Here is a 26087-nt window from a genome sequence, read left to right on the forward strand (position 1 = left end):
CAGGCGCAGCCACGGGTCGGCACATCCGGACGCCGACGATCCCGGTGGTGCGTCCCGCCGGGCGGCGAAAGGGATGCGCCGTGCCTTCGGCGTCAGCGAACTACCGCACCCTGCTGCGCACCAAGGGTGCCGCGGCCTTCTTCCTTCCCACCGCTGTCGGGCGACTGGGCATCGCCATGACGGGCATCGGCATTGTCTGGCTGGTGCACGCACGCACCGGCTCGTATGCCGCTGCGGGACTCGTCACCGGCGGGTTCGCCGTCGCGGACGCCATTGCCGGGCCCCAAATCGGGCGCCTCGTCGACCTGTTCGGGCAGACGCGGGTGCTTTACTGCGCGGTGGGCGCGCACGCCGGTGCCGTGGCGCTGCTGCTCGTCGGCGCCGTTCCGGACCTTGTCGCCGGGGTGCTCGTCGGGGCAACACTGCCCCAGCTCGGTGCCCTGTCCGCCGCTCGATGGTCCGCCCTGCTGTCCGGCGAACGGGCTGCCGCGCTGCCAACCGCCTTCGCCCTGGAGGCCCTCGCCAACGGCGTGTCCTACATGGCCGGCCCGGCTTTGGTGAGTGTCCTCGGTGCGGCGGGCCGCCCCGGTTCCGGGGCGCTGCTCGCCGCCGCACTCGTCGTCGGCGGTGGGCTCGCCCTCGCCGCCCAGCGCCGCACCACGCCGCCCCTCACATGCCGCGCCGAACGCCGCCACGCCGGACGCGCTCTGCTCCGCTCCGTATTTCTGCGGCAGGTGGCGCTCGGCCTCGCGCTCGGGGCGTTCTTCGGCGCGATGCAGGTGTCCGTCACCGCGTACGCTGTCGGACGCGGTGCACCGGACACGGCAGCACTGCTCTACTTCGCCGCGAACTGCACCAACCTGGTGGGTGGTTGGGCATACGGAGCCTGGCGCCACGGCGGCTCACCCCGGCGACACCAGGCCGTAGCCGCCGCCTGCCTCACTCTCGCGAGCCTCCCGCTGATATTCCTCGACGCGCCCCTCGCGGTCGGCGCCACTCTCGCCCTGACCGGACTCGCGGTGCCGGTCCTGCTGATCCTCTGCTCCGTTGTCACCGAGTCGGCGGTCCCGCGCGCCGTCCTCACCCAGGCGTTCACCTGGGGCAACTCCGCAAGCGCGGCAGGAATAGCAGGCGCCGCGGCGGTCGCGGGGAGGGTTGTGGACGCGGGCGGTGCGCACGGCGGTTTCGGCTTGGCGGCGGGGGCCTCAGTGGTGATGACGGTCCTGGCACTCAGCGGTCTGCGGGACTCATCACCGAACATGCTGTCCGCGCCCGCGGAAACCAAGGCGCAAACGGGTCTACCCCCAACTTGACCAGTACAACTCCGAGGAGGACTACGAGGTCTGGGTCGAGAACTGGGAGCGAGAGCCTCGGCTCGGGAAAACAATGCCTTCAGCGTTGCATGCCGGGTGTCGGACGCCCGCCCGACACCCGCCCGCACACTCGAGCCCTTGCTCGCTCCTCCGTGGAGTCAGGTCGACAACAACTACAGCTGGAGCGACTTCCGTTTGAACCCGAGCCGGTCAGTACACGGGTTGAGGTGACCAATGACGGGGGCGGGCGCCATGTGGCGGGCGCTGGAACGGAACGGTGTCCGCCACCTTCGCCACGAAGGCACGGATCGCCACCGGCCGGAGCGGCTACACCGGCCTGTACTGCGCCCGCTGACCGCCCACCACCACCGGGCCCGGCCCCACCACCCCCGCAGCCGGGCCCGGTCACGTCCTGAGGGCCACCGTCGGTCACCACTACAGGACTGAGAGCGCCGACACCGCCGTGGCAACAATGTGGAGGCGGTCCCCGGGCGGGGGTGCCAGCGGGACTTGACCGGAGTGCGACTGTCCCCGCCCCGGGACATGACTGGTACGGGGCCGTCCTTCCGACCCCCGTGGCGGAAGGACGGCCCTGGCACTTTCTGGTGGCCGCCCGGTCAGTACAGCTTGTTGACGGCCGTGGTCGTGGTCTTCTTGAAGGCGGCTACGGGCGCGTCGTCGAAGTCGCCCATCTGTCCCCACTTGACGACGGTGACGGTCTTGTCGTCCCGTCCGACCGACAGCAGGGCGATGTCGTTGGCGCCCCAGGACGTCTCGGTGTGCAGGCCGCGGACGCGGGCGCCCTCCTCGACCGGCAGGGTGCCGTAGTCCCGGCCCTCGGCCTCGACGTCGGGCGAGGACTTCTCGATGCGGGCGGCGCAGGTGCGGATCAGGTCGTCGTAGTGCTTCGCGAGGGCCTTGGCCTGGGTGGCTGTGCCCGTCACGACGGTCAACTGCACGGCGCTGGTGTCCAAGTCGGTCTGGAACTCCCGGTGCTGGTAGTCGTAGTCGAGCACGCCCTCCGTGCTCACGCAGAGGCCGAGCGACTCCGGGAACCCCTCGGTGACCGGCCCGGCGGTCCAGGACGACGTCGGGTGCGGCGGCAGCTGGGACGCCGACAGGAACGTGGGTGTGGCAGCCTTCGGCGCGGCGCCTGCGGCCGGTGCAGTCAGGACTGTGCCCGCCGCGAGGGCGGCGACGGCGAGTGCGGTGACAGCGCCCGTTCGGATGCGCATGGACATGGGTGTTCCCCCGTGGACGAGTGATGAGTGCGTGGACATGAATGCCCCGGCGAGGCCGGCTGGTCGGTCCGGGCCCGCTCGGTGCGGCACCAAGAGCATCGGCGGTCACAGCGGCCGGGCGCAACAGCCGACAACCGATCGAGCAGGGTGGAACCGTCCCAGCCCCTCTGACGTGCAGGTATATGGGGTGCCTGGGATACCGTGTGGGCCGTGTGGGCCGTGTGGGCCGTACGAGGACGGGTGACCTGTGTCGCCACAGGACGACGGCATCCACCAGGTGGAGCGGTTCGCCCGGGACCGCACACACCGCGGCAAGGTGCCGGCCGCACCGGGATGCGCGCGGCGCGCCAGGCTGGGAGGCCACTGACAAACAGGGTTGATTCTGGTCCTTCGTACGACCGGGAACCCAGGGGCCTGGGTGTGGCTGAAAGCGCTCATGCCGTACGTGTGGCTTCGACTGACAGGCCGTCCAAGGCCCGCGACGACACGGCCACTCATTCGGATGAGCGAACAGAGAACGCTTCGTAAAGACACGTCGGCGTGGTCGTCTGCAGGGTCAGTCAACCGAACGAAGAGGGAGGATCGAGTGCCCGGGCTTTGGGCGGGGGTTGATGCCGGCAAGGCCGCGCATCACTGCACGGCGATCGTTACGGACGGGGCGAAGGTGCTGTCGTGCCGCGTACCGAACGACGAGGCTGGACTGCTGGATTCCTGGCCTTACCGTTAACTGTGCCGCCTGCGGCTGCCGAGGCTATGGCACGACCGTCGCCAAGGACGCCTACGTCATACCGACCTGGCACGGATGCGCCGGGATCGGCAGCCTCCGGGCAGGCCGATCGCCACCAGAGCCGCGCGTCCATCGGAGTCGGCATAGGCGATTGGACGTTCCTCGCCGCATTGACCGCAGAAGAAGTACGTGCCCCCGGCGCCGTCCCCGGCGAAACTCTCGAGCGCAGCGCCCGAGGCAAGGTGGACTTCCTCAACATGGTCGCCTCGATCACGGGCGACTGCGATCAACGATTCCATGGGCCGCACCGCCAGTTCACTGGGCTGACGAGGATCATTGGCAATCAGTCACATCGAAGCGGGATGGTTGTCACAGAGCCCGCTTGTTTCACAAAAGCGGACACCTGTCACACGCGAGGGGTGTACTGGTCCAGGATCGCCCGTAGCCGCTCGAGGTCCCCAGCCTGATGCAGGCCCCGCTTGGGCAGGACGTCGAGGCACATGATGTTGGGATCCCGGCTGAGCAGGACAAAGTGGCCTGCCGTTTCTCGGTACCCCTGGAAGAGGGACCACTTCTGGCTCAGTGTGCTGTGGTCGGTACGGCATGTGATCCCGGCCGGAGACACGGTGGCGTGGTACTCGCCCTGCCATCCCACGAGCCGCTGCACCTGGGCGGCTTGCAGCCGCGGATAGCCCCACATCAGCAAGACGACCAACAGGAGCAGAGCAGTCGAGAACACGTCGACACTGCCGCGGACGGCGGCGGAGACCAGCCAGTGTCCTACCGCCAGAAAGAGGACTACACCCCGCAGCAGCAGCCCGGCCCATTTGATCCGCTCGCGGACCCGCAGGCCGGCAAGGGTGTCGGCAGACTGGGGCCGGTACGCCAGTTCGACTACGGCCCGCCCGTCCACGACGTTGTCAGAGGATTCCGCATTGTTGATGCCTTGGTCGCTGTGGCCTTCGGCCATGGTCCCTCCCCGGTACAAGACATGCGGATCATAGCGAACTGAAGTTCTCACTCGGCCCGGGTCGAAGACCATGTCGATCACCCGGGAAGGTGCGCCCTCCGCGTTCCGCGAGCACCCCTCCCGAGTCCGATCCGCAGACATCGTGAGCATTCCTCCAACCAGGCCACCCGGCGCGGGTAGCGTGAGGTGACGACCAGCCAAGTGCCAGGCGGACGACTCAGACCACCGCCCTGAGTAAACGCGTTGACCGCGACGACCACCACGGGCACCTGGAGTACGCCGCCACATCATCTGGCGGGACAAGCACGCCCAGGACAGGCGCCTACGCGAATTCGTCGCCAGAGCACACTTCACCTGACTGGCAACTTACCCGTGACTTGCGGCGCATCACACTTGTAGCCGCCCGCAGCAGGCATCCCGAAAGGCCCGAAACGCTATGCGCTTCATCTCTGAGACGTCGTCCGACAGCGTCTTTGAACAGCTCTTTCTGATCGGCGACATCCCTGGCGTGCTATGGACACCGCGAGGTGTCGACGGGCCCCGCCCCCTGATCGCAATGGGGCACGGCGGCGGTCAGAGCAAGACGGCCCCTGACATCGTGGACCGTGCGCGCCGTTTCGTGGCCGAGTGCGGTTTCGCCGTGGTGGCGGTCGATGCGCCCAGCCACGGTGACCGGCCGGAACATGAGGAGTTCACCCGGATCGCGACCGAGTACGAGGCCCGGCTTGACACCGGTGAGGGACTGGCCCCGCTGATCGCCGGCTTCCAGGCGCTCGTTGTCCGCCAGATCGTGCCGGAATGGCAGACAGTCCTCGACGCGGTCCAGGAGCTCAGTCATGTCGGCATCGGCCCAGTTGGCTACTGGGGTGTGTCGCTGGGCTGCGTGATCGGTGTCCCGCTGATCGCGGCCGAGCCCCGGGTCCGGGCGGCGGTGTTGGGCCTGGGGGGTGCTGAGGTGTCAGCCGAGACCGCCGCACGGATTACCGTCCCGCTGGAATTCCTCGTGCAGTGGGACGATGAGCGAGTGCCACGGACCCAGAGCCTGGCACTGTTCGACGCCTTCGCCTCAACAGAGAAGACGCTGCACGCCAACCCCGGCAAGCACGGTGAGGTCCCGGCGTTCGAGATGGACAGCACGCTGCGGTTCTTCGCCCGGCACCTTGGCTGATACTCCCGCCTGTACTCCGTGACGCGCCGATCGGGAACCGTTCCCGATGGGAGCGTTCAGCGCGCACTGGCCAGAGTGGCCAACAGAGTTCAGGTCCGGGCGCGTCACCGTTCCAGTGCCTGCGCAAACATCGCCAGGACGAACGTTGACTGACGCGGCACCAGGGCCCGCCTTGAAGGGTGTCTGAGCGATGGACCAGCGACTGGCGCTCTGTCAGGGACTCAGCGTTGTTGAGCCCATCGCCTGCCGATGGCAAGGTGCGGCCTTGGGCGAGCACCTTTCTCGTCCTTGAGAGGGAGAGACCGTTATGACATACGGCTGCATCGTATCGATGAAAACCCAGTCCGGTTCCCGCGACGAAGTCGTCTCCATTCTTCTGAGCGCTGTCGACGGACTTCGTGCGGCAGGATGCGACATCTACGTCGTGGGCTTGTCCGACGATGATGACGTGACAATCTGGGTCACGGAGGTCTGGCGGACCAAGGAGCACCACGATGCTTCGCTGACGTTGCCCGAGGCAAGGGTCGCCATCAGCAAGGCCATGCCGATGCTGACGGGAGAGTTCACCAAACAGGAGTTGTCGGTCGTGGGCGGGCTGGGACTCTGATGTTCGTCTTTCAGAGCGATCTTGCCCAGATCAGTGATGACGCGAGAGTGATCGCCGCCTCGTAGGAGGTGACGATCACCTCAGGTCCAGTAGCGGTCGAAGTCGCCGTTGGTGAGCAGCGCGCGTGTGTTCGTCCGACAAATTCGCTACCTGGCGGCCGGAGTGGCGTGATAAACAACCGCCGTGCAAAACATCTTGGAGTTTCCCGAGGTCCTGCGGCTGATCGAAGACCGCTCGGCCGCGTTCCGCGCTGCGATCGCGTCCGCCCCCGACCTTGACGTCCAGGTCCCCACCTGCCCGGACTGGACACTGCGCGAACTGGCGCAGCACCTCGGTGACGGCCGCCGTCGCCAGGCCGCCATCGTCGCGGCGGGCCCGGGCGCTGAGCCCCCGGCGAGGACGGACCCGAAGGGCGCCCCGACCGCGCCCCGCGACCACGAAGCCCTGGACGCCTGGCTCGCCGAGTCGACCGAGCTCATGCTCGACGCGATGCGTGAGGCCGGTCCGGACCGCGGCTGCTGGACCTGGTGGGGCCGCTCGCAGGCTCCGGAGACCAGTGGTGCCGTGGCCAGGCACCAGATCCAGGAGATCGCCGTCCACACCTACGACGTCCAGCTCACCCAGGGCGCCGCACAGTCGCTGCCGACGGAAGTCGCGGTCGAGGGCGTCGACGAGTTCCTGACGACCGTCTCGGCGACGACTGTCCCCTGGCCGTTCAAGCCGGCAACCATCGACCTGCACGCGACCGAGGGCCGCTCCTGGCGCCTGACCCTCAATGCCGACGGTGTCCGCTGCGACGACCTCGCCGCCGACGCGGAGCCGGGCGACATGGCGATGTGGGGAGCAGCGAGCGAACTGATCCTCTACTTCTACGCGCGCGTCCCGTTCGACGGACTGGAGACCACCGGCGACACCGAGCCGATGGAGCAGCTCGCAGAGTGGGACCCGAACGCGTAAAGCGCGCACTTGTGACGTACCTGTTGGTGATGCGCCGCTCCTGCGGGCGCCACTGGGCCCGGAGTTGCGCACATCGCGCGGCTGCGGTCCTGCTGCGGGCCCGCTGTTCAAGGGTGCAAGGCGCATCTGCGGGCGGGCTGCCGCTGTACTGGGGACACTGCGCGGCGCCGGTGCTGCTGTTCAAGGGCGAAGGGCTCTCGCTCGTCCTGACGCCCGGTCAGCGGGCCGACTGCGCCGTGTTCGAAGCTGTCACGAAACGGATCCGGCTCCCCGCCCGGCATCGGCCGGCCTCGCACGACACCCGACAGCGTCAGCGCCGACAAGGGCAACAGGAACCGTCGCATCCGCGCCTGCCTACGTGGACGCGGGATCCGGCACGTCATCCCGGAGAAAGCCGACCAAGCGGCCCGCCGTAGGCGCGCGGGCACGTTGCTGACCATGTCGGCAGGAGGGGATACGCGCCGGCCTGGTGGCCGACTGCTTCGTGGGATGCCACACGGGTACGGAGGGGCCGTGCTGGAGCAGTCGGCCGGCGGTGTTACGAGCACGGGGACGTCGTATCGGAAAGCGGGCCAGCAGCCCGACCCCCGCGCGCAGGGCGTGTTCCGGTTCTCGACACCGGCCGGCCGATGCCGTCCAGGACGATCGGGGCGAACAGGATGTGCGGGAAGGGCGGGCAGCGTCGCCGCCAGGCTACGGCAGGGTGATGCGGTCGACCAGCCCTCGACGCGCACCGGGGCAGCCACCGCCGGGTCTGCTCGATACGCACCCAGGGAACGATCACCCGGTGCATCCGCTCGGTGGTGGACATCCGGAACCGCGTCGGCACCCCCAACGGTGCTTTTCAGCCATGCTCCTAAAACGTCGCGGCACAGAAAGGTACTTCCGTACAGGAGGACCCGTCTGACATCTTGCATCCACCACTCGTTTCGTACGGTCCGGCTGGTGCCATCAGCACGGTCGGGCCGTCTTCGGAGGACGCATTGATACCCCACATATCCGGCCGATCCAGACGCACGCTGGTGCTGGCGGCCACGCTCGGCGGAGCCCTCGCGTTCGGCGCCCCGGGTGCCCTCGCGGGCACGCTCCCCGTCGTCCCCTCCACCGCGTCGGCCGCCAAGGCCCACACTCCGGCCGCCGTGCCGGCTTCCCAGAGTGCGACCTGGGTGGCCGGCACGCGTGCCTACCTCGTGATCACCGCCCCCGGTGACAGTTCGGCGGTCCGCTCCGCGATCGCGGCCAACGGCGGCACCGTCTTCTCGAACTTCGACGCCATCGGCGTGATCGTCGCCCACTCGGCGTCCAGCGGATTCGCCGCCACCATGCGCGGCGTGGCCGGCGTGCAGCAGGTCGGCGCCACGCGCACCTCGGACGTCCCTGCCGACGCCTACAACCCGGCGCTCCCGGCCAATCCGGCTCAGGCCTCGACCCCGGCCGGAGAACCGGTCCGGGCCGACATGAGCCAGATCAAGGCCGACCAGGCCTGGGCCGTGAACCCGGGCTCTGCCACGGTCAAGGTCGGCATCCTGGACACCGGTGTGGACGACCAGCACCAGGACCTGGCACCCAACTTCGACGCGGCCGACTCGGTGTCCTGCGCCTACGGCAAGCCCGACACCCGTGCCGGCGCCTGGCGGGACGTCGACACCCACGGCACCCACGTAGCGGGCACCGTCGCCGCGGCCAAGAACGGCAAGGGCGTCGTCGGAGTGGCCCCCGGGGTGACGATCGCCGCGGTTCGGGTCGCCGAGCCGGGCAACGCCTTCTTCTTCGCCGAGAACACCATCTGCGGCTTCGTCTGGGCCGGTGACCACGGCTTCAAGGTCACCAACAACAGCTATTACACGGACCCGTGGCAGTTCAACTGCCCGGACAACATCGACCAGGCCGCCATCATCGAGGGCGTCAAGCGCGCCCAGGAGTACGCCGAGGGCAAGGGCTCCCTCCAGATCGCCGCCGCGGGCAACGAGAACTACGACCTCGCCCACAAGACGACCGACTCCGCGAGCCCGAACGACTCGACGCCGGTCACCCGCACCATCACCAACGCCTGCCTCGACATCCCGACCGAGCTGCCGGGCGTGGTCACGGTCGCGGCCAACGGCACGGGCGTCACCAAGGCCTCGTTCTCCAACTACGGGCAGGGCGTCATCGACATCGCGGCGCCGGGCAGCAGCGTGTACTCCACCGTCCCCGGCGGCGGCTACGGCAGCAAGAGCGGCACCTCGATGGCCACCCCGCACGTGGTCGGTGTGGCGGCACTCATCGCCAGCGCCAACCCGGGCATCACCCCGGCGGAGATCCGCGCCAAGCTGGCCGCCCAGGCCAACGACATCGCCTGCCCCTCGGACAGCCGCTGCACGGGCACGACGGCCAACAACTCGTTCTTCGGTGAGGGACAGACCGACGCCCTCAAGGCCGTCGGGACCACCCCGCCGCCCGGCAAGTACTTCGAGAACCTCGCGGACGTCACCATCAACGACAACGCGACCGTGGAGAGCTCGATCGCCGTCACCGGCGTGACAGGCAACGCCCCGGCCACTCTCAAGGTGGGTGTGGACATCAAGCACACCTACATCGGTGATCTGAAGGTCGATCTGGTGGCGCCGGACGGCACCGTCTACACACTGCACAACCACACCGGCGGCAGCGCCGACAACATCGCCCAGACCTACACCGTGAACGCCTCCTCGGAGGTCGCGAACGGCACCTGGAAGCTGCGCGTCAACGACAACGCCGCCTCCGACACGGGCAAGATCGACGCCTGGAACCTGACCTTCTAGCGCAGGGCCCGGCAACGCCCACGTACAGCACGCACTGCGCCGACGACAGCTCCCCGCCCGCAACCGCGGACAAGGCGGGCCGCGGTCTGTTCGGCCAGGGCTGCGAACTGCTGGGCGGCAGAGGGAATATGGGCCTCGGTAGCGGTGTATGCCGCAGCCGGGGCCCATACGCCGGAGGGCAGGACGCGTCCAGGAAGGCCGCGGACGGCCTGGGGCCGGTGTCCGGCTCACCGTGCGCCTCCCTGGGGAGTTTGCAGGGCGGTGTCCGCTCTGGCCGTTCGCTCCTTGCGGATCTCCAAGTCCATCGCACCCCTTGAGCTGGGGTGTTGCAACGACTCCTAGAACGCAAGGCCGCGCCGCAGGGGGCCTACGCCTTGCGGTTGGCGGGCTCTCAGGGGTACGACGTAAAAACTCCGCCCTGGACGCACACCGGCAAGGAGGCCGAATGCGGGGGAGGTGGGGCACCGAGTTCCGTGCACGGTTTCGACCAAGCCCCCAGCCGTCGGCCGGTCTCCGCTGCCCGCGTTCACGCCGTTCGTCATGGATCTACTCGCTCCCGTCCGGTGCGGTACCGGCCCGTCCGGCGCCGCGCGTAGCGGTCACAGCAGCCGGACCGACCAGAACTCCGACCACGAAGGCCCGACCACGGTCACGAAGCGGCAACGCCTCCGTGGACCAGGCTCAAATCCCCGACGACGACCCGGTCGACAACCGTCCGTACGCTCTGCTGTGCCTGTCCGTGAATCCGCAGGTCACTAAGCTGGCTGGGCCGTGGTCGGGAGGCCGAGGCGGGGCCGCCGTGCTGCGCCGCCGTCAGTGCGGTGGCGCAGGCGGGGGAGAGGTCAGGGCGGGCGCGGTGTCAGCGGGCAGGGTGGCGTCACAGGCCGGAGGCGTCGTGGGCGACATCGACGCCGCAGTACCGGCACAGCGTGTGCACGTGACGGCGGAGGACGTCGGCAACTCGGCCGGTTCCCGAACCGGTGGCCTCATCGCCGATCTGTTCTGACAAACGTTGCTGAGTAACAACCGGTGGCAGGCCCGCGGCTTCGCCACCGGCCTTGCGCCCGCTGGAGGGGTCGGTCATACACATGGAGCCGCACTGGGATCGCCCGCTCGACGGTCTCGACGAAGTCGCGTGGGACGAACTGCTGAGCCCGGACGACGCGGCGGAGCTGGTCTCGGCGCTACGGTCGCTGGCCGCGGAGGGCGGGAACGAGAACCGGATCTATGACGTCCTGGAGGACAACGACCACGACTACTGGTACGCGACCGTAAGTGGCAAACCTGAAGGTTTCCGGCCGGCCGCCGTGCCCACGTTGCGCTTCCTGGCCCGGATCGCGGCGCAGCCGTCCGGTGTCGGGAGCGAGACGGCACTGGAGCTGATCGAGACCATCGCGGACGCGGCCCTGGACCGGCCGACGATGACCGGTGTCGAGTTGGACGCGATGGTCGACGCACTGCGTGCGGAACTGGACGCTGCGCGGCCCGCGCTGGCCGAGGCGGGCCGGCTGGGCCGCGCGGGCGACTACCCCGTGCGACGCCTGCTGGTCGGTGTGGATGCGGGGGTGCTGCTCGGCGGCGCCTACGAGCCACGATGGCGCGGCGTGGCCCGGCCCTTGCTGGACAGCCCGACCGGCCGGCTCACCGTGGCCGGCGGCATGCTGATCACGCGAGAGAAATCGGATCTGGCCTTCCGCTCACCGCACGACGGCGAGCCGATCCACACATTCAGCTATCCGGGACCGGAAGGTGCCTGGCCGTTTGCCGGCTCCATCTCGCAATCGAGCGTTCTGTTCTCGAAGGACGAGTTGTCGGTGCATCCCTTCGTGGATCGCGATGGCCCCGGCGTGCTCACCGTGGATGCCGACGGCCGTCACCCTCGGCTCTGGCGTCCGGTCGGCGCCGACTGGCGTGCGACCCCGCTGGTCCGGCCCGGTCTGCGCCTGCGGCCGTCGGCACGGCGGGCAATGACGGTGGCCGCGCACGGCGGCGAATGCTTCGTCGGACACGCCGACGGTGTGGTCCTGAGGTTCGACGCTCGGACCGGCGTACCGTCCGGGCGGCCGATAACGCTGACCGCCAACTCGGCGATGCTGGGTGTCGACGACGACCTCCTGATGGTGACGCGTCGGACGCCCGAGGGCGAGCGAAACCTGATCCGCATCGCGCTCGCCACCGGTCGGCCCGTGGACCCGCTCTTCGGGTCGACCCTGATGCCTCCGGTCCGCTATGTGGCCGAGGGCCGTCCGCGGTTGGCATTCACCGACGGTTCCGGCCCGTACCGGAAGCTGTATCGGATCGACGCCGAGACAGGCTTGGAGATCGGCTCCCCGATCGGAATCGGCGACCTGAACGGCTTCTGTGTCTACGAACTGGGCGGCCGGCCCTGCCTGGCGGTTGCCGGCTGCCGCCAGGTGCACCGCCTCGACGCGGAGACCGGCGAACCGGTCGGTCCGCCACTCTTCGGCCACCGCCGCATCGTGCTGGATGTCGCGTCCGCACCGGTGGACGGCCGTGCGGTGCTGTATTCGGCAGACGGCGCCACCGTCCGCCGCTGGGACGCGGAGACCGGCACACCCTGGCCCGCGGCCGTACCGTCCTGAACGCCAGAAGGCACGGCGCTCCGAGGCTCCGCGACACCTTCCAGTCCGGTTGGGGCGAACTTGCGGCAGGTCGCCGGCTTGCCACCCCAGCCGGTGAACGAGCGAAACCATGCCTGGCGAACGGAGATCAAGCGATCATTTTCGGTGTCGCGGACGGGCACACCAACATCTAGAGACAATTCAAGGAGCGTGCGGGAGAGCGACGCCGTAGCTCTCCGAGGCCCCCCTACGGGCGCAGGAGCACCTTGCCGCGCGCACGGCCGGTCTCGCTCAGCTCGTGCGCCTTGGCGGCGTCGGCGAGTGGAAAGCTCCGGTCGACGCGCACGCTCAGGCGTCCGTCGGCGGCGAGGCGGGCATACTCGGTGAGCTCCGGCCCGAACCGTCGGTTGTCGCCGGAGAAGGTGATACCCAGCTCAAAGGCCCGGGGGTCGGAGATGGTGACGATGCGCTCGGTGGTGCCGCCGCGCAGTTGGACGGAGACATCCAGTGCGTCGATGCCGGCGACGTCGTAGACGGCATCGACGCCCTGCGGGGCGACGGCGCGGACACGGTCGGCGAGGCCGTCGCCGTACACCACGGGGATCGCGCCGAGAGAGCGCAGGTAGTCGTGGTTGGCCTCGGACGCCGTACCGATCACGGTGGCACCGCGGGCCACGGCGAGCTGGACGCCGACGGAGCCGACCACACTTGCGGCTCCGTGAATCAGGAGGGTCTCGCCCGGGCCGACCGCGAGCTCGACCAGCGCACGGTCGGAGGTCTCGACGGCCACGGGCAGCGCGGCGGCCGTCTCCCAGTCGAGGCCGGCCGGCTTGGGCGCGAAGTCCGAGGCCAGGGCGTACTCGGCGTAGGAGCCAGTCTCGGTCCAGGCCATCACCTCGTCCCCGACCGAGACACCGGTGACGCCCTCACCCAACTCGTCGACGATGCCTGCCGCTTCCATGCCGGGGACGGCGGGGAAGGACACGGGGCCCATCATCTCCTGGACCCAGCCGCGCCGAATCTTGAAGTCGATGGGATTGACGGCGGCAGCGACAATCCGCACCCGCACCTGCCCGGGGCCGGCGTGCGGCTCTGTCACCTCCGTCAGCTGCAGAACCTCCGGACCGCCGTACTCCCCGTACGAGATCGCCTTCACGTCTGTCACTTCCCGTCGTTCGTATGCATCAGCTCGCCGTGGTGGTGGCGGCCGGTCGTGGACAACACCTCCAGCCTCCGGCTGGACGGCTCGACTGGCGCTGTCCTTTCGGACGGTTTGAACTAGCCGAAAGGACGATCCGATGGGAGGGCCGACTGCTTACGCTGGCGGACATGAATCTGATGGCCGCAGTCGAGCTGATCCAGGCGCCGCTGTCCGATACCCTGTCGCGCCTGTCGGCCGTGCTGGCGAAGACGATTCCGCACCGGGCGATCGCCCAGCTGACCGGCAACTGCGCATACTCGCCGTTCCTGACCCACGGTGAAGCCCCGGGCCGGGCCGGCTCCGTCGCTACCGCCGCCGACCTGGTCGCGTTGCGGCCGCTGTTGCCGGCGAGGGGAAACTGGCAGGGGCGGGCCACGATGGCGGGCGTCGACGTGCCCGTGCTGGCTCTGACCAGCGACATCACTGGGCAGAGCGCGCTTCTGGTCGTCATACGGACCGAGGACACGGCAGTACCGGAGGAACACCTGACACCCGCCCAGCTGCTGTGGGACCTGGTGACCGCGCACCGGGACGGCGTGCGGACCGAGACGCTCCCCGGGTCGCTGGCCGCGTCACGAGCCGCGGCGGCGGCCCGTGCCGCCGCCATCGCCGAGCTCCGCGACACCCACGGGGGCGCGCTGACCGCGTTGCTCGGCGTCCTGCGCGACCGCGCCCTGGACGACACGAACGCCCGCACGCGTGCCGTCGACCTCGCCGTCTCCGCTCTCGACGAACTGCGGTCACGGGCCGAACTCGACCAGTCGCTGGCGGAGGAGCGGGCCGGAGACGCCTTCGAGCGGCTCGCCGTGTCGCTGCGCCGGATCCTGCGCGCTCGCGGCCTACAGCTGGAGTTGGGTCCGCCCGGCGCGGAGGAGGGCGCGGACCGGCTGCTGCCCGCCGATGTCACCGACACGGCGCTTGCCGTGGTCCGGGCCACCGTGCACGCGTCACTCGACGACCAGGGGCACGGTTCGGACGGTGACGGAGAGCACCGAGTCCACGTCGGCTGGAAAGTCGGTACGGACGAACTGCGCGTCACCGTACGGGACAACGGACCCGGGACCCTGTCCCGCAGCGCCCTCGACGCCCGGCGTGTCACCGAGCGACTGGCACCGCTCGGCGGGCGGGTCGAACTGGACGCGGTGCCCGGATGGGGCACGGCGGTGACCCTCGAGATCCCTCTCGCATCGCCCAACACACCCCGCCAGCACCCCCTGACCGCGCTGGGAGAACGGGAACTGGCGGTGCTGGGACAGCTGGCCCGCGGTCGGCGCAACCGGGACATCGCGCAAGATCTGCACATCAGCGAGTCGACGGTGAAGTTCCACGTGGCGAAGATCCTCGGCAAACTGGGCGTCAGCTCTCGCGGCGAGGCGGCCGCGCTCGTCCATGAATGGGGCACCGCATAGCCGTGTCGTGGGCAGTGGATGGCCTGTCGCAGCGGCGACCAGGACTCCGGATGTCCAGGTGCCGCGCATGGCGCACGGGACACAGGAGCTCGTAACACGATCTTGGCGAGGAGCATCGGGCTGGCTCGGTATGTCTACTCTCACTGGCGGGCTGATCGTCTGCGGGTGATGCAGCGTGTGCTTCCGGTACGGTCGCGGCATGACTGGCGTGTTCGACGTGGCCCAGGCTCTGGACGGCGGAATCACCGACCAGGAGCGGGCGTGGGTATTCGTCCGCGCCTTTGCCGCTGCTTGGGACGAGCCGTTGACCGAGGACGACGGCACGCCAGCAGCGGAACTGGCGCGGGCCGAGGCGACGCTCGGCTGCTCCCTGCCGGCCGTGCTGTGCGAGTTCTACACGCTCCTGGGTACGCAGTCCGGCCTGATCGCCAACCAGGATCCGCTGCTGCCGGCCCCCCGACCGGCTTGCCCCATTCCTCAGGAGCCTGCCGACGGGATGGTAAGGGTCGTGGCCACCCGTGAACCGGGCCAGGGACTGCTGTCCGCCGCCGACCCCCCTGTGTGCCCTGCCGCTGGGCGACTTGATCACCTGAGTCGAGAGCAGCAGCACTGGCGAAGGCTACGGGGGTCCGCTGTGGGACAGGCTCACCGCGGCAGCGGTCACCGGTCCCACGGTCGGGTCTAGGCCTGGCGGATGGCGGATGGCGGATGGCGGCCTCGGCGAGTCGCTGGGCCCGGGTCAGGTTGATCGTCCGCGTCACGGACGATCCCATGGTGCCGGAGCATTCCACGTCTCGTGGTCGGGCTGTTGCTGGATTCCTCTCTGTCCTGGCTTTGCTCCTGCATCTTTGTGCCGCACGTCTCTTACGCATTGTGGGGGCCTTCTTGGGCGTCCTGGCCTACGGCGGCTGGCAGGTGGTTTCCGGTGACCATGGATGCGTGGCACGGAAGGTGGGCGATGGTGTGGCCACCGGGCCCCGCCGTTTAATGCTTCATGCGTGAAGTTAAATGGACGTCACTTCATGGCGCCACTGGCGCTTCGAGTGATTCACTTCACGTGTGAAGTGATGTCTCGTGTCTGATCGGAGACGTCACGGACTTGAGCCTCAGCGGAGCTCGGCGCTGCCCGTTGCCTGGATGATGCGCTGCGCGATCTGGGTCATCTGGCGTACCTGTGTGGGGGAGAGGCTGTCGAAGATGAGGCGGCGGACCGCGGTGACATGACCGGGGGCGCTGGTTTCGAGTTTCGTCATCCCTGTGTCGGTCAGGCTGGCCAGGGTGTAGCGGCCGTCGGTGGGGTCGGGGCGGCGGGTGAGCCAGCCGCGCTGCTCCATGCGGGCCGCGACCTGGGACAGGCGCGGCAGTTGACCTGCGGTGAAGTCGGCCAGCTCGCTCATGCGCAGGGTGTGCTCGGGGGCCCGGGACAGGCCCACGAGGACCTGGTACTCGAAGTGTGTGAGCCCGGCGTCGCGCTGGAGCTGCCGGTCCATGGCCGCGGGCAGCTTGGTCACCATGCCGGCCAGGGCCATCCAGGCGTGGAGTTCCTCCTCGTTCAGCCACTGGACCGGTTCCGCGGCCTCGCTGCCCTGTGCCGACTCGGCTTGCCCGTCGGGGCTGGTTTCACCGACGGGTGCGCTGGGGGTCCGCTTGGCGGCGCGGTTCTTGGCCATGGGCAGATTCTATGCGCGAGGGGCGGATGGCCTTCCTCGCGAAGCCGTCGGCCAGGCAGGCGAAGCAACGACGACAGCGGCCGGTCATCCCGCTCTCGGGCGGCCAGGTTGCCCTCGGCGTCGGCGACGTCATGGGCCGCGGCCCGTCCGGGGCGGTCGCGGTCACCGTGAGTCGTCTGCGCATGCAAGGGCCACCGGACGGCACGGGCCGAACTGCGCCTCCTCTCGCCCACCCGCCGCACGGCGACGACTCGCTTCACGTACGACTGCCCCTGACCGGCCGGGCAGGGGCGGTTTTTGCCGCCCTAGATGGCCGTGGTCGGAAAACTCCGTGGAGAAAATGTGCAGTTGTTAATCTATCAAGCGTTTGACTCTTCTCAAGCAACTTCATTAGTGACAAGGTGGCTGTGATCTCGGGGAACTGACCACTCCACGCCCTGCGCATGCCTGTCCCATGCATGCGCAGGGGGAAGGGCACTCTGTGTCTCAGCAGCACCTCGGCCGACGCAGCCGCCTCGGCGGCAGAGCCGCGTCGCTCCTGGCCCCGGCAGTCGCCGGCAGCCTTCTGCTTCTCGCCGCCGGCCCGCCCGCGCAGGCCGCGCCCACCGGCCCGGCGGCGCGGCAACCGGCCGACACCACCCGGCAGACGTACGCCGCCGGCACCTACCTCGTCCAACTCGCCGACCAGCCCGTCGCCACGTACGGCGGGACCGCGCCGGCGCCCGGAGAGAAGGTGAACCCGCGCTCCCAAGCCGTACGCGACCACCTCGGCCGACTGAAGCAGGCACGCGACCAGGTGCTGGACGAGGTGCGGGGCGTCACTCCGCTGTACAGCTACCAGTACGTACTGAACGGGTTCTCCGCAAAACTGACGGCCGGTCAGGCCGCGGAACTGGCCCGCACCCCCGGCGTCGTCTCGATGACCCGCAGCGAGGCGAGCCATCTGGTCGCCGCGGACACCATGGCCGGTACCGCGGCCACGGCCGCCACAGCAGGTACCCCGACCGCGACCACCGCAGGCTCTCTCCCGCCCGCCGACACGGTCGGGTTCCTCGGTCTGAAGAAGCCCGGTGGTCTGTACTCCAAGATCCCCGGCGGTCAGCGGAACGCGGGGGAGGGGATGATCATCGGTCTTCTGGACTCCGGGATCGACACCAACAACCCGTCGTTGCGGGCCCTTCCGGAGCCCCGGCCCGACGCCGAGGTCATCGCCAAGAAGTGGAAGGGCGGCTGTGACCCCGGCGACGACCCCGCGCACCGGGTCACCTGCAACAACAAGGTGATCGGCGCCCAGTACTACAACAAGGACGTCTTCGACCCGGGGCAGGACGACTGGCCGTCCCCGATGGACCCCGAGGCCCACGGCACGCACACCGCGACCACGGCGGCCGGCCTCGCCGACGTGCCCGCCTCGGTGCCCGACACCGCGATATCCGGCCGGATATCCGGGATAGCCCCGGCCGCGCGCATCGCCGCCTACAAGGTGTGCTGGAACAGCGTCTGCGGGACGGCCGACATCGTCGCAGCCATGGACAGGGCCGTGGCCGATGGTGTGGACGTCATCAACTACTCCATCGCCGGCGCGTTCGACGAGCCCGCCAACCGCCCCGAGTACATGGCGTTGTTCAACGCCGCCAAGGCCGGCGTCTTCATCTCGGCAGCCTCGGGCAACTCGGGGCCCGGCACCGCCGCGAACGGGATTCCGTGGGTGACGACCGTAGCCGCCTCCACCCATGACGTCGGCTACCGCACGACCGTCACCCTCGGCGACGGCGCCTCCTACTCCGGCGTCGGCACCAGCGCCTCCGCCGTGCCGTCCGCGCCGCTCGTCGACGCGGCGAAGGCGGGCAGGAGCGGCGCGGACGCCACCGCGGCCGGGCAGTGCCGGACCGGCACCCTCGACCCGGACCAGGTGAAGGGCGCCATCGTGCTCTGCGCGTACGGCGGCGTCGTCCTGACCGACAAGAGCGACGAGGTCGAGGCGGCGGGCGGCGCCGGCATGGTGCTGTACAACGTCACCCCGATCGACGCGCAGATCGCCGGCGCCTACACCGTCCCGTCCGTCCACGTCGACCGGGCCACCGGCGTGGCGATCAAGGCGTACGCCGACAGTACCGGCGCCACCGCCGTGCTCGGTGCGGCGCGGGCCGTGCACCAAGAGGCGCCGGAGGTGGCCAACTTCTCCTCCAGCGGCCCGGACGTCAACAGTGGCGGCGACCTGCTCCAGCCCGACGTCACAGCCCCCGGCGTGGACATCACCGCCGGCACCACCCCGGGCGGTTCCGGCGGTGCCTTCAAGGGCGAGCAGGGCCTCATGTCCGGTACGTCCATGTCCACGCCGCACGTGGCCGGGCTGGCCCTGCTGCTGCGCCAGTTGCACCCCGACTGGTCTCCGATGGAGGTCAAGTCGGCCCTGATGACCACCGCCACCACCAAGGACAGCGCGGGCAGGCCGATCCAGCGCTCCGGCGCCGCGGCCACCCCACTCGACTACGGCGGCGGGCACGTCGCCCCGAACCCGGCCGACGACCCGGGCCTGGTCTACGACTCCACGTCCGCCGACTGGACGGCGTACCTGTGCGCCCTGGGTCGGCCTCCGGTGACCGCCGCCGACGGCGGCGACGCCTGCGCCACCGCCCGGAAGACCGACCCGAGCGACCTCAACTCCCCGACGATCTCGGTGGGTGACCTCGCGGGGAAGCAGACCGTGACCCGCACCGTCACCAACGTCTCCGCCACCACCGGTGTCTACACCGCCGCGCTGCGGACGCCGCCCGGCTACGAGGCCCAACTTTCGCCGGAGAGGCTGGTCGTCCCGCCCGGCGGCTCGGCCACCTACCAGGTCGCCTTCACCCGCACCGACGCCGCCTTCGGGAAGTGGTCGTACGGATCGGTGAGCTGGAGCGACAAGACCCACCGGGTGCGCAGCGCCGTCGCCCTGCGGGCCTCGGCACTCGACATCCCGGCCGAGGCGACCGGCGAGGGCGCCACCGGCGCGGTCACCTTCACCCCGAAGGTCGGCTTCGACGGCACCCTCACCACCACCGTGCGGGGCCTGTACGCGGGCACGGTCAAGAGCGGCACCCTGACCGGCGTGAACACCGACTTCGACCCGTCGCGCCCGTCGCCCTCCGTGGCCAAGGCCGAGTTCACCGTTCTGGAGGGCGCCGGCCTGGCCCGCGTCGCGATCCTCTCCGCCGAACATCTCGCAGGCAGTGACCTGGATCTGTGGGTGCTGGACAAGGACGGCCACCTGCTCACCAGGCCCGGCAGCAGCAACGACGAGCATGCCGACCTCGAGCCGGGCACGTACACGGTGTACGTCATCCAGTACGCCCTGCCGCCGGGCGTCACCAGCCAGACGTACACCCTCCACACCTGGCTGATCGGCCCGGACACCCCCGACCACCCGGCCACCGTCACTCCGGCCACGCACCCGGTCTCCCGCGGCGACACCGTCCCGACCACCGTCTCCTGGCGGAACCTCCCGGCCGGCGGCGTCTACCTCGGCCTGGTCGGCTACGGCGACGGCCCGGACACCGTCGGCACAACTGTCCTGACCGTCACCCCGTAGAACAGGGGGCTTGACGGGAAGGTCGCAACAACCGGAGCTCAGCAAAGGAATGAATGGAGGCTGAATGCGAACGCAATTCTGAAGCTGGCACACCAAACATCGAGCACTCAAGGAGATGTATATGAGCACGGTCATTGACCGGTTCCGGAGGACGGCAGTGATGGCCGCCGTCCTGGCTGCCGCACTGGGAGCAGTTTTCGTACCGCAGACGCAGGCCCACGCGGGCACTGTGCCTATTGGGCCCTCTACCTCCCAGCCTTTCTGCACGCTCTATCCGTCCGATTGGCACTGCAGTTGATCTGCCGTGCCACGCCTGGGCAGCTCTGACGCCTTTGTTTTGACGCTGCCACACCAAACATCGAGCACTCAAGGAGATGCTATGAGTACGGTCTTTGACCGGTTCCGGAGGACGGCGGTGATGGCCGCCGTCCTGGCTGCCGCACTGGGAGCAGTTTTCGTACCGCAGACGCAGGCCCACGCGGACGACATAGTCCTGCCTGACCCTCCCTCCTACTGCGACAACCCCCCTCCGTGGGCGACCTATTGCTGAGAGTGGTCTCTGACGCCTTGGCGTAGGCCTTTCGTGACGGCTCGTCGGTTCATCCGGCGGGCCGTTGCGATGTGTCAAAGCTCTGGAACAACGCCGACGCCGTGTCCACAAGCGCAGCAAGGAGTGCACGCGGTGCGAATCCTGTTCACCGGCCCGGTTAGGGCCAGTCATGTCTTTCCCGTGATCCCGACCGCGCAGGCTTTGTGATCGGGTCGCAGGCGCGCGGTCGGTGCGGTCGGCGCGGGTGGGGTGATCAATTCCGTCTTCGCCATGGCCATGCCGTCCTGACACCCCCGCGTCGGGCCACAGCGGACAGTCCTAATTCTCCAGCACCGCGTAGTCGTACGAGACACCGTTCCCGTTGGCCTTGGTCACGGACACCATGATCTGCTGCCGCTTCCCGTTCTTGGACGTCACAGTGCACTCGACCGAGTCGTGCTGCCGTGGCTTGAGACCTCCGGCGCAGCTCACGGATTTCGGCTTCTCCTGGATGAGCGGCACGGAGTAGTTCTCGCGGACCTGTTTCTCGACCTCTGCACGGCTCACGGCCCCGGTGGCACCGGCGGTGCTGGTCGACTCCGTACTCAGCAGCCGCGGTACGGCCACGAAAGCGAACCCGCCCACGGCCACGACGGTGGCGGTCACCAGGGACACAGCGGCGTATTTCATGTTCTCTCCTGCGATGTGCTTGCTGCGGTGAGGCTGTCAACGGAAGAGTGGCCCGCCGGACGGTGGCTGCGCTTCGGCCGGTCGGCCGACCGTGTGCGACCGGGGTCGGCCCGCAGGCCGATTCACGGGTCAGGCGGGCGGCAGCCGGCTGTCGCGTACCGGAGTGCAGGTCCGGCCACCAGGTCGAGCAACCACACCAGGGCCCCGCAGAGGGAGACTGTGACGGCGCGCCGGACGGCCGGGGAGAGCGGGATATATCGGGATCCGCGCCGCAAGGAGTACGGACGTACGGCCGAGCAGCGGGTCGGCCCGCAGGCCGATGCCGGCGGTCCCGGACCGGTCCGGCGGCCGAGGACGCGCGGGGCGGTACGGCTGGACAGTCGACGGCATGCAGATCCTCACCGTTCTCCAACCGGCCCTGGCGACGTTCGCCGGGCTGTGCCTCGTCCTGTGCGCCCTCGTCACCGTGGAGTCCGCCCGATGAACTCGTACCGCACGACCGCTGCCTACCCCGTCCTGGTGGCCGCCGGTCTGAAGAAGTCCTACGGTCCGACCCGCGCCCTGGCCGGTGTCGACGTGTCCGTCTCGGGGGGCGAGTCGCTGGCGATCATGGGCCCGTCCGGGTCGGGCAAGTCCACCCTGCTGCACTGCCTCGCCGGCATCGAACGCCCCGACGAGGGCCAGGTGATGCTCGCCGGCGAGCGAAGCGAGACGGGGGTCCCCTCGGACGGAGCCTGGGTGAGCGTGGAACAGCTGGACGAGCCGCACCGCAGCGAGCTGCGCCGGACCCGCTTCGGCTTCGTCTTCCAGTCCGGCCAACTGCTGCCGGAGCTGCCCGCCGACGAGAACGTGGCCCTGCCGTTGATGCTCGGTGGCATGCCCCGCCGCCAAGCGGTCCAGAAGGCGCGGGGGTGGTTCCCGCCGCTGGGCCTCGCGGGCATGGAGGAGCGGCGGCCCGGACAACTGTCCGGCGGGCAGGCGCAGCGTGTGGCCATCGCACGCGCGCTGGTCGGCAGCCCCCAGGTGATCTTCGCCGACGAGCCCACGGGCGCACTGGACCAGGTCACCGGCATGGAGGTCATCGACCTCCTGGTCACCACCACCCGCAGGCAGCGAACCGCACTCGTCGTGGTCACCCACGACGAGGACGTGGCGCGCTGGTGCGACCGCACCATCCGCGTCCGCGACGGCCGCCTGTCCGAGGACCACCGGACGCCGGACGGGGCCGCGGTCACGAGCGCCGTCGCCCACGCCGCCCGGGGCACCGCCGGACGCCCAGCCGACTACGACGCGGACGCGAGGTACGACCGATGAGGGCCCTGGACCGCACCACCTGGACCCTGACCTGGCGGCTGACCCGCGCCGGAGGCCGCACCGGGCTGCTGGCCACCTCCCTGTCCGTCGCCGCGGCCGCCATCAGCACCGCGCTCCTGCTGATCTGCGTGGCCGTCAACCTCGGTTTCCAGCAGCGAGCCGACCGCATCGACTGGCGCACCCCCGTCAAGTCCGCGGCTCCGGTTGCCGTCGAGGCGGTCGGTACCACCTTCAGCGGCGGTACCCCCGTCACGGTCGTCGACGTGGCACAGCTCCCGGGCAAGAAGGCCCCCGCCCCGCCCGGCATGCCCCGCTTCCCTGAGCCGGGCGAGGTGTGGGTCTCCCCGGCCCTCGCCGACCTGCTCCACCGCCTTCCCACCGACCGGCATCCCGTGCCCGGCACCGTGGCGGGAACCCTCGGCCGCGCCGCGGTGGCCCACCCCGGCGACCTGGTCGCGGTCGTCGGCCACAGGCCGACCGCCGTCGCCGTCACCACCCCGCGCGCAGACGATGCGCGCCGCCCCGGGGACACCGTCACCCCCACCAGGGTCGCCGACTTCACCGGACGGCGCTCGACCGACGGCATCGGCAGCGGGTACGTGGCTCTCGCGAAGATCGCCACCATCCTCGTCGTCGTACCGCTGCTGGTCCTGGGCGCATCCTCCGCCCGCCTGTCGGTCTCCCGCCGCGACCAGCGCCTCGCCGCGCTGCGGCTCATCGGTGCCACCCCGGGCCGGATCGCCGGGATGACCGCCGCCGAGGCGGCCCTCACCGGCGCGGCGGGCGCGCTGCTGGGCACCATCGGATACGGACTGCTCATGCCGGCCACCGCGCGGGTGTCCGTGGCGGGCGGCTCCTGGTACGCGGCAGACCTGTGGGTGGGGCTCCCGATGCTGCTCGCCGTGCTCGCCGGTGTCGTCGCCATGGTGGTCGTCAGCGCGCTCGTCGGGCTGCGCCAGGTCGTCGTCGGCCCCCTGGGCGTGGCGCGCCGCTCCAAGCCACCCCGCATGAGCTTCCTGCGCGCCCTGGCCTTCGTCGCGGTGATCGTGGGCTACAGCTTGTTCACCCAGGAGCACAAGAGCGATGTCAACGGCCCCCTCGTGTTCTTCGCCGCGGTCTTCCTCGCCCTGTCCGTGATCGGCCCGTGGGTGGTCGGCGTCCTCGGGCGGATCATCTGCGCCCTTGCCCAGAAGCCGGCGACCCTGCTGGCCGGCCGCCGCCTGCTGGACGATCCCAAGAGCGGCTGGCGTACGGTCTCCGGGCTCACCCTCGCCGGATTCGTGGCCGGGTTCTTCGCTCTCTTCGCGATCTCAGGCGTCTCTCCGTGGGGACATCCCGACACCCTTGCCGTGGCTGTTCCCAAAAGCCGGGCGGCCGTGGTCCAACAGGATGCGCGGCATCGCCTGGAACACGCGGGGATCACCGCCACCATCGGCACGGACACCGACTGGGTCGCCACGGGCGGCGGCGAGAACAGCGTCCAGGTCACCGCCACCATGCCCGGCGGCACCGAGCAGCTGGACCGCGCCCGCACCGCGCTGACGTCCCTCGTACCCGGCCAGTACCCGGTCACCGGAACCGACATCGACTGGTCGACCAGGTTGTTCGCAGACGACTTCTCCAACGCCACCCGGGTCATCCTCGGCGTCACCTTCATCACCGCGATCGCCTCCGCGGGCATCACCGCGGCCGCCTCCGTCCTGGACCGCCGCCGCACCTACGGCCTGCTCCGCCTCGCGGGTACACCGCTGCGGACCCTGGACGCCGCCCGCCGCAAGGAGACCCTCCTCCCCGTGGCCGTCCTCGCCGGCGGAGCAGCCCTGACAGGCATCTTCACCGCCGCCCCGCTCACCCTCGGTGAGGGCTCGAGTATCGAAACCGGCGGCCTGGTCCTGCTCGCCCTGTGCTTCGGCGTCGGCGTCGCGGGACTGCTGGCGGCCGGCGCGCTCAGCCGCCCGCTGCTGAGGTCGGTCACGGAGCAGTCAGGCCCACGCCCCGAGTAACAGGCCACCGCCGTACCCGCATCCCGGGCCAGGGCAACGCCCCCGATCAGCAAAGGTGACAACAACCCATGCCTATCGTCATTTTCGCGATCCTCGCCGGGCTGGCCTTCCTGCTCCTCCTGGCCCGGACGCGGCAAGACCCCCGCCGCTTCGGCAACGCCGTCCTCCTCGGACTGTGCCTCGTCCTGCTGACTCTGGCGCTGCTCGCCCAAATGGCAGCCGGCAGCGCGCCCCCACCCCTCCTCGCGGCGATGACCCTCGCCCTCGTGCTGCTGGCTCTGGGGGTGCTCGCGCTCGCGTTCTTCCTGATGGCGAACGCGGTGACGATGGTCCGCAAGGAGGGCCCACGCCCCGCCAACCTGCTCTCCGGGCTGGCGGGGCTGGCCGTCCTCGGCTGCGTCTCGCTCACCGTGACGGCCGCCGACGTCGACTCGCCGCCGTTGCGGCACATCGCCGGAGCGGTCCTCCTCGTGGCCGGCTACGTCTCGTACGTCTTCCTGTCGTTCCTCGCCTACGCCTTCCTCTACGCGCGGCTGAAGGTCCGTCACGACGTGGACTTCGTCGTCGTCCTCGGCTCCGGTCTGATCGGCGGCTCCCGGGTGCCGCCCCTGCTGGCGAGCAGACTGGAGCGGGCGCGTGCGGTGTACGAGGCGCAGGCGGCGCGGGGTAGGCCGCCCGTGCTGGTCACCTCCGGCGGCCAGGGCCCCGACGAGGACCTGCCCGAGGCCGAGGCGATGGCCGACTACCTCATCGCCCGTGGCGTCCCGGAGCGGCATGTCGTACGGGAGAACCGCTCACGCACCACGGAGGAGAACCTGCGCTTCAGCGAGGCGCTCATGCGGCAACGCGAGCCGGACCACCGGTGTGTGGTCGTCACCAACAACTTCCACGTCTTCCGCGCCGCTCTGACGGCCCGGCGCACCGGCGTGAACGGCCAGGTCACCGGCTCGCCCACCGCCGCCTACTTCTGGCCCAGCGCGACCATCCGAGAGTTCGCCGCGATCTTCCTCCACTACCGGGCGGTCAACCTCGGCTCGTGCGCGCTGCTCGGCCTGCTGGGCTTCCTCCTCCCTTCCTGAGAGTGAGGTTCCGTCCTCGAACCGCGTTGCGCAGGTGGCGGTTCATCACGGCAGGTTCCTTCCGGGTTGGGGCAGGGCATTGCCCCGTCAGCTCGGCGCTCGCGGCTCGCCCGGAGGCACCACCCCAGCCGTCCACCCGACCACCCGCGCCGAACCACGGCCGCCCCGGAAGCCGACCGACCTCCGGGGCGACCACACGCCGTCACGTACCCAGTGCCACAAGTCCCCGGAGCTTGAGTTCCGACGTCCGACCTACTCCTCGACTCCCCG

At 69.8% G+C, this 26087-nt stretch carries 18 protein-coding genes; 13 read left to right on the forward strand and 5 right to left on the reverse strand.

Annotation, left to right across the window (positions count from 1 at the left end):
* The first annotated feature begins 80 nt into the window (after nt 1–80).
* Nucleotides 81–1313 (forward strand): MFS transporter, encoded by a 1233-nt coding sequence (locus tag OHN74_RS42075; protein ID WP_327699828.1) that lies wholly within the window; start codon nt 81–83, stop codon nt 1311–1313.
* Between the two features lie 617 nt (nt 1314–1930).
* On the opposite strand, the gene OHN74_RS42080 is transcribed toward OHN74_RS42075, so the two are convergent.
* Together OHN74_RS42080 and OHN74_RS42090 are read right to left on the reverse strand one after the other, a co-directional pair.
* Entirely contained in the window at nt 1931–2554 is a 624-nt protein-coding gene (locus OHN74_RS42080) for a hypothetical protein (RefSeq protein WP_327699829.1), read from the reverse strand.
* Between the two features lie 1133 nt (nt 2555–3687).
* Entirely contained in the window at nt 3688–4251 is a 564-nt protein-coding gene (locus OHN74_RS42090; RefSeq protein WP_327699830.1) for a YcxB family protein, read from the reverse strand.
* A gap of 436 nt (nt 4252–4687) precedes the next feature.
* Between OHN74_RS42090 and OHN74_RS42095 the strand changes: the two genes are divergently transcribed.
* From OHN74_RS42095 to OHN74_RS42125, 6 genes are all read left to right on the forward strand, one after another.
* A complete protein-coding gene (locus OHN74_RS42095; protein ID WP_327699831.1) occupies nt 4688–5419 on the forward strand; it encodes a dienelactone hydrolase family protein in 732 nt (243 codons plus the stop codon).
* Nucleotides 5420–5726: 307 nt separating this feature from the next.
* Complete coding sequence (locus OHN74_RS42100) at nt 5727–6026, forward strand: putative quinol monooxygenase (protein WP_327699832.1); 300 nt, start codon at nt 5727–5729, stop codon at nt 6024–6026.
* A gap of 183 nt (nt 6027–6209) precedes the next feature.
* Nucleotides 6210–6983 (forward strand): maleylpyruvate isomerase N-terminal domain-containing protein, encoded by a 774-nt coding sequence (locus tag OHN74_RS42105; RefSeq protein WP_327699833.1) that lies wholly within the window; start codon nt 6210–6212, stop codon nt 6981–6983.
* Between the two features lie 1022 nt (nt 6984–8005).
* A complete protein-coding gene (locus tag OHN74_RS42115) occupies nt 8006–9766 on the forward strand; it encodes a S8 family peptidase (protein WP_327699834.1) in 1761 nt (586 codons plus the stop codon).
* 670 nt (nt 9767–10436) lie between these two features.
* Complete coding sequence (locus OHN74_RS42120) at nt 10437–10772, forward strand: hypothetical protein (protein ID WP_327699835.1); 336 nt, start codon at nt 10437–10439, stop codon at nt 10770–10772.
* Between the two features lie 82 nt (nt 10773–10854).
* A complete protein-coding gene (locus OHN74_RS42125; RefSeq protein WP_327699836.1) occupies nt 10855–12369 on the forward strand; it encodes a hypothetical protein in 1515 nt (504 codons plus the stop codon).
* 226 nt (nt 12370–12595) lie between these two features.
* Here the strand turns inward: OHN74_RS42125 and OHN74_RS42130 are convergent, their stop codons facing one another.
* The gene (locus OHN74_RS42130; protein ID WP_327700460.1) at nt 12596–13504 is read right to left on the reverse strand and encodes an NADP-dependent oxidoreductase; all 909 of its coding nucleotides are present in this window, start codon (nt 13502–13504) and stop codon (nt 12596–12598) included.
* 173 nt (nt 13505–13677) lie between these two features.
* Here OHN74_RS42130 and OHN74_RS42135 point away from each other — a divergent pair, with 173 nt between their 5' ends.
* Together OHN74_RS42135 and OHN74_RS42140 are read left to right on the forward strand one after the other, a co-directional pair.
* A complete protein-coding gene (locus OHN74_RS42135) occupies nt 13678–14958 on the forward strand; it encodes a helix-turn-helix transcriptional regulator (protein ID WP_327699837.1) in 1281 nt (426 codons plus the stop codon).
* 199 nt (nt 14959–15157) lie between these two features.
* Nucleotides 15158–15643 carry a hypothetical protein gene (locus OHN74_RS42140; protein WP_327699838.1) on the forward strand — a complete coding sequence of 162 codons (486 nt, stop codon included), beginning with the start codon at nt 15158–15160 and terminating at the stop codon, nt 15641–15643.
* Between the two features lie 421 nt (nt 15644–16064).
* On the opposite strand, the gene OHN74_RS42145 is transcribed toward OHN74_RS42140, so the two are convergent.
* Nucleotides 16065–16628, reverse strand: coding sequence for a MarR family winged helix-turn-helix transcriptional regulator (locus tag OHN74_RS42145; protein ID WP_327699839.1), 564 nt, complete (start codon nt 16626–16628; stop codon nt 16065–16067).
* 481 nt (nt 16629–17109) lie between these two features.
* Here OHN74_RS42145 and OHN74_RS42150 point away from each other — a divergent pair, with 481 nt between their 5' ends.
* Nucleotides 17110–20202 carry a S8 family serine peptidase gene (locus OHN74_RS42150; protein ID WP_327699840.1) on the forward strand — a complete coding sequence of 1031 codons (3093 nt, stop codon included), beginning with the start codon at nt 17110–17112 and terminating at the stop codon, nt 20200–20202.
* Between the two features lie 868 nt (nt 20203–21070).
* Here the strand turns inward: OHN74_RS42150 and OHN74_RS42155 are convergent.
* Nucleotides 21071–21421, reverse strand: a complete 351-nt coding sequence (locus OHN74_RS42155; protein ID WP_327699841.1) for a DUF4333 domain-containing protein — start codon at nt 21419–21421, stop codon at nt 21071–21073.
* Nucleotides 21422–21901: 480 nt separating this feature from the next.
* On the opposite strand from OHN74_RS42155, the gene OHN74_RS42160 reads away from it, so the two are divergent.
* The 3 genes from OHN74_RS42160 to OHN74_RS42170 all read left to right on the forward strand — a co-directional run bounded on the left by OHN74_RS42160 (nt 21902) and on the right by OHN74_RS42170 (nt 25817).
* The gene (locus tag OHN74_RS42160; RefSeq protein WP_327699842.1) at nt 21902–22735 is read left to right on the forward strand and encodes an ABC transporter ATP-binding protein; all 834 of its coding nucleotides are present in this window, start codon (nt 21902–21904) and stop codon (nt 22733–22735) included.
* Nucleotides 22732–24738 (forward strand): FtsX-like permease family protein, encoded by a 2007-nt coding sequence (locus tag OHN74_RS42165; RefSeq protein WP_327699843.1) that lies wholly within the window; start codon nt 22732–22734, stop codon nt 24736–24738. Before OHN74_RS42160 ends, OHN74_RS42165 begins: the two co-directional genes overlap by 4 nt.
* Before the next feature lie 68 nt (nt 24739–24806).
* Nucleotides 24807–25817 (forward strand): YdcF family protein, encoded by a 1011-nt coding sequence (locus OHN74_RS42170; protein ID WP_327699844.1) that lies wholly within the window; start codon nt 24807–24809, stop codon nt 25815–25817.
* Nucleotides 25818–26087: the final 270 nt, after the last annotated feature.

The organism is Streptomyces sp. NBC_00459 (assembly GCF_036013955.1).
GTDB lineage: Bacteria > Actinomycetota > Actinomycetes > Streptomycetales > Streptomycetaceae > Streptomyces.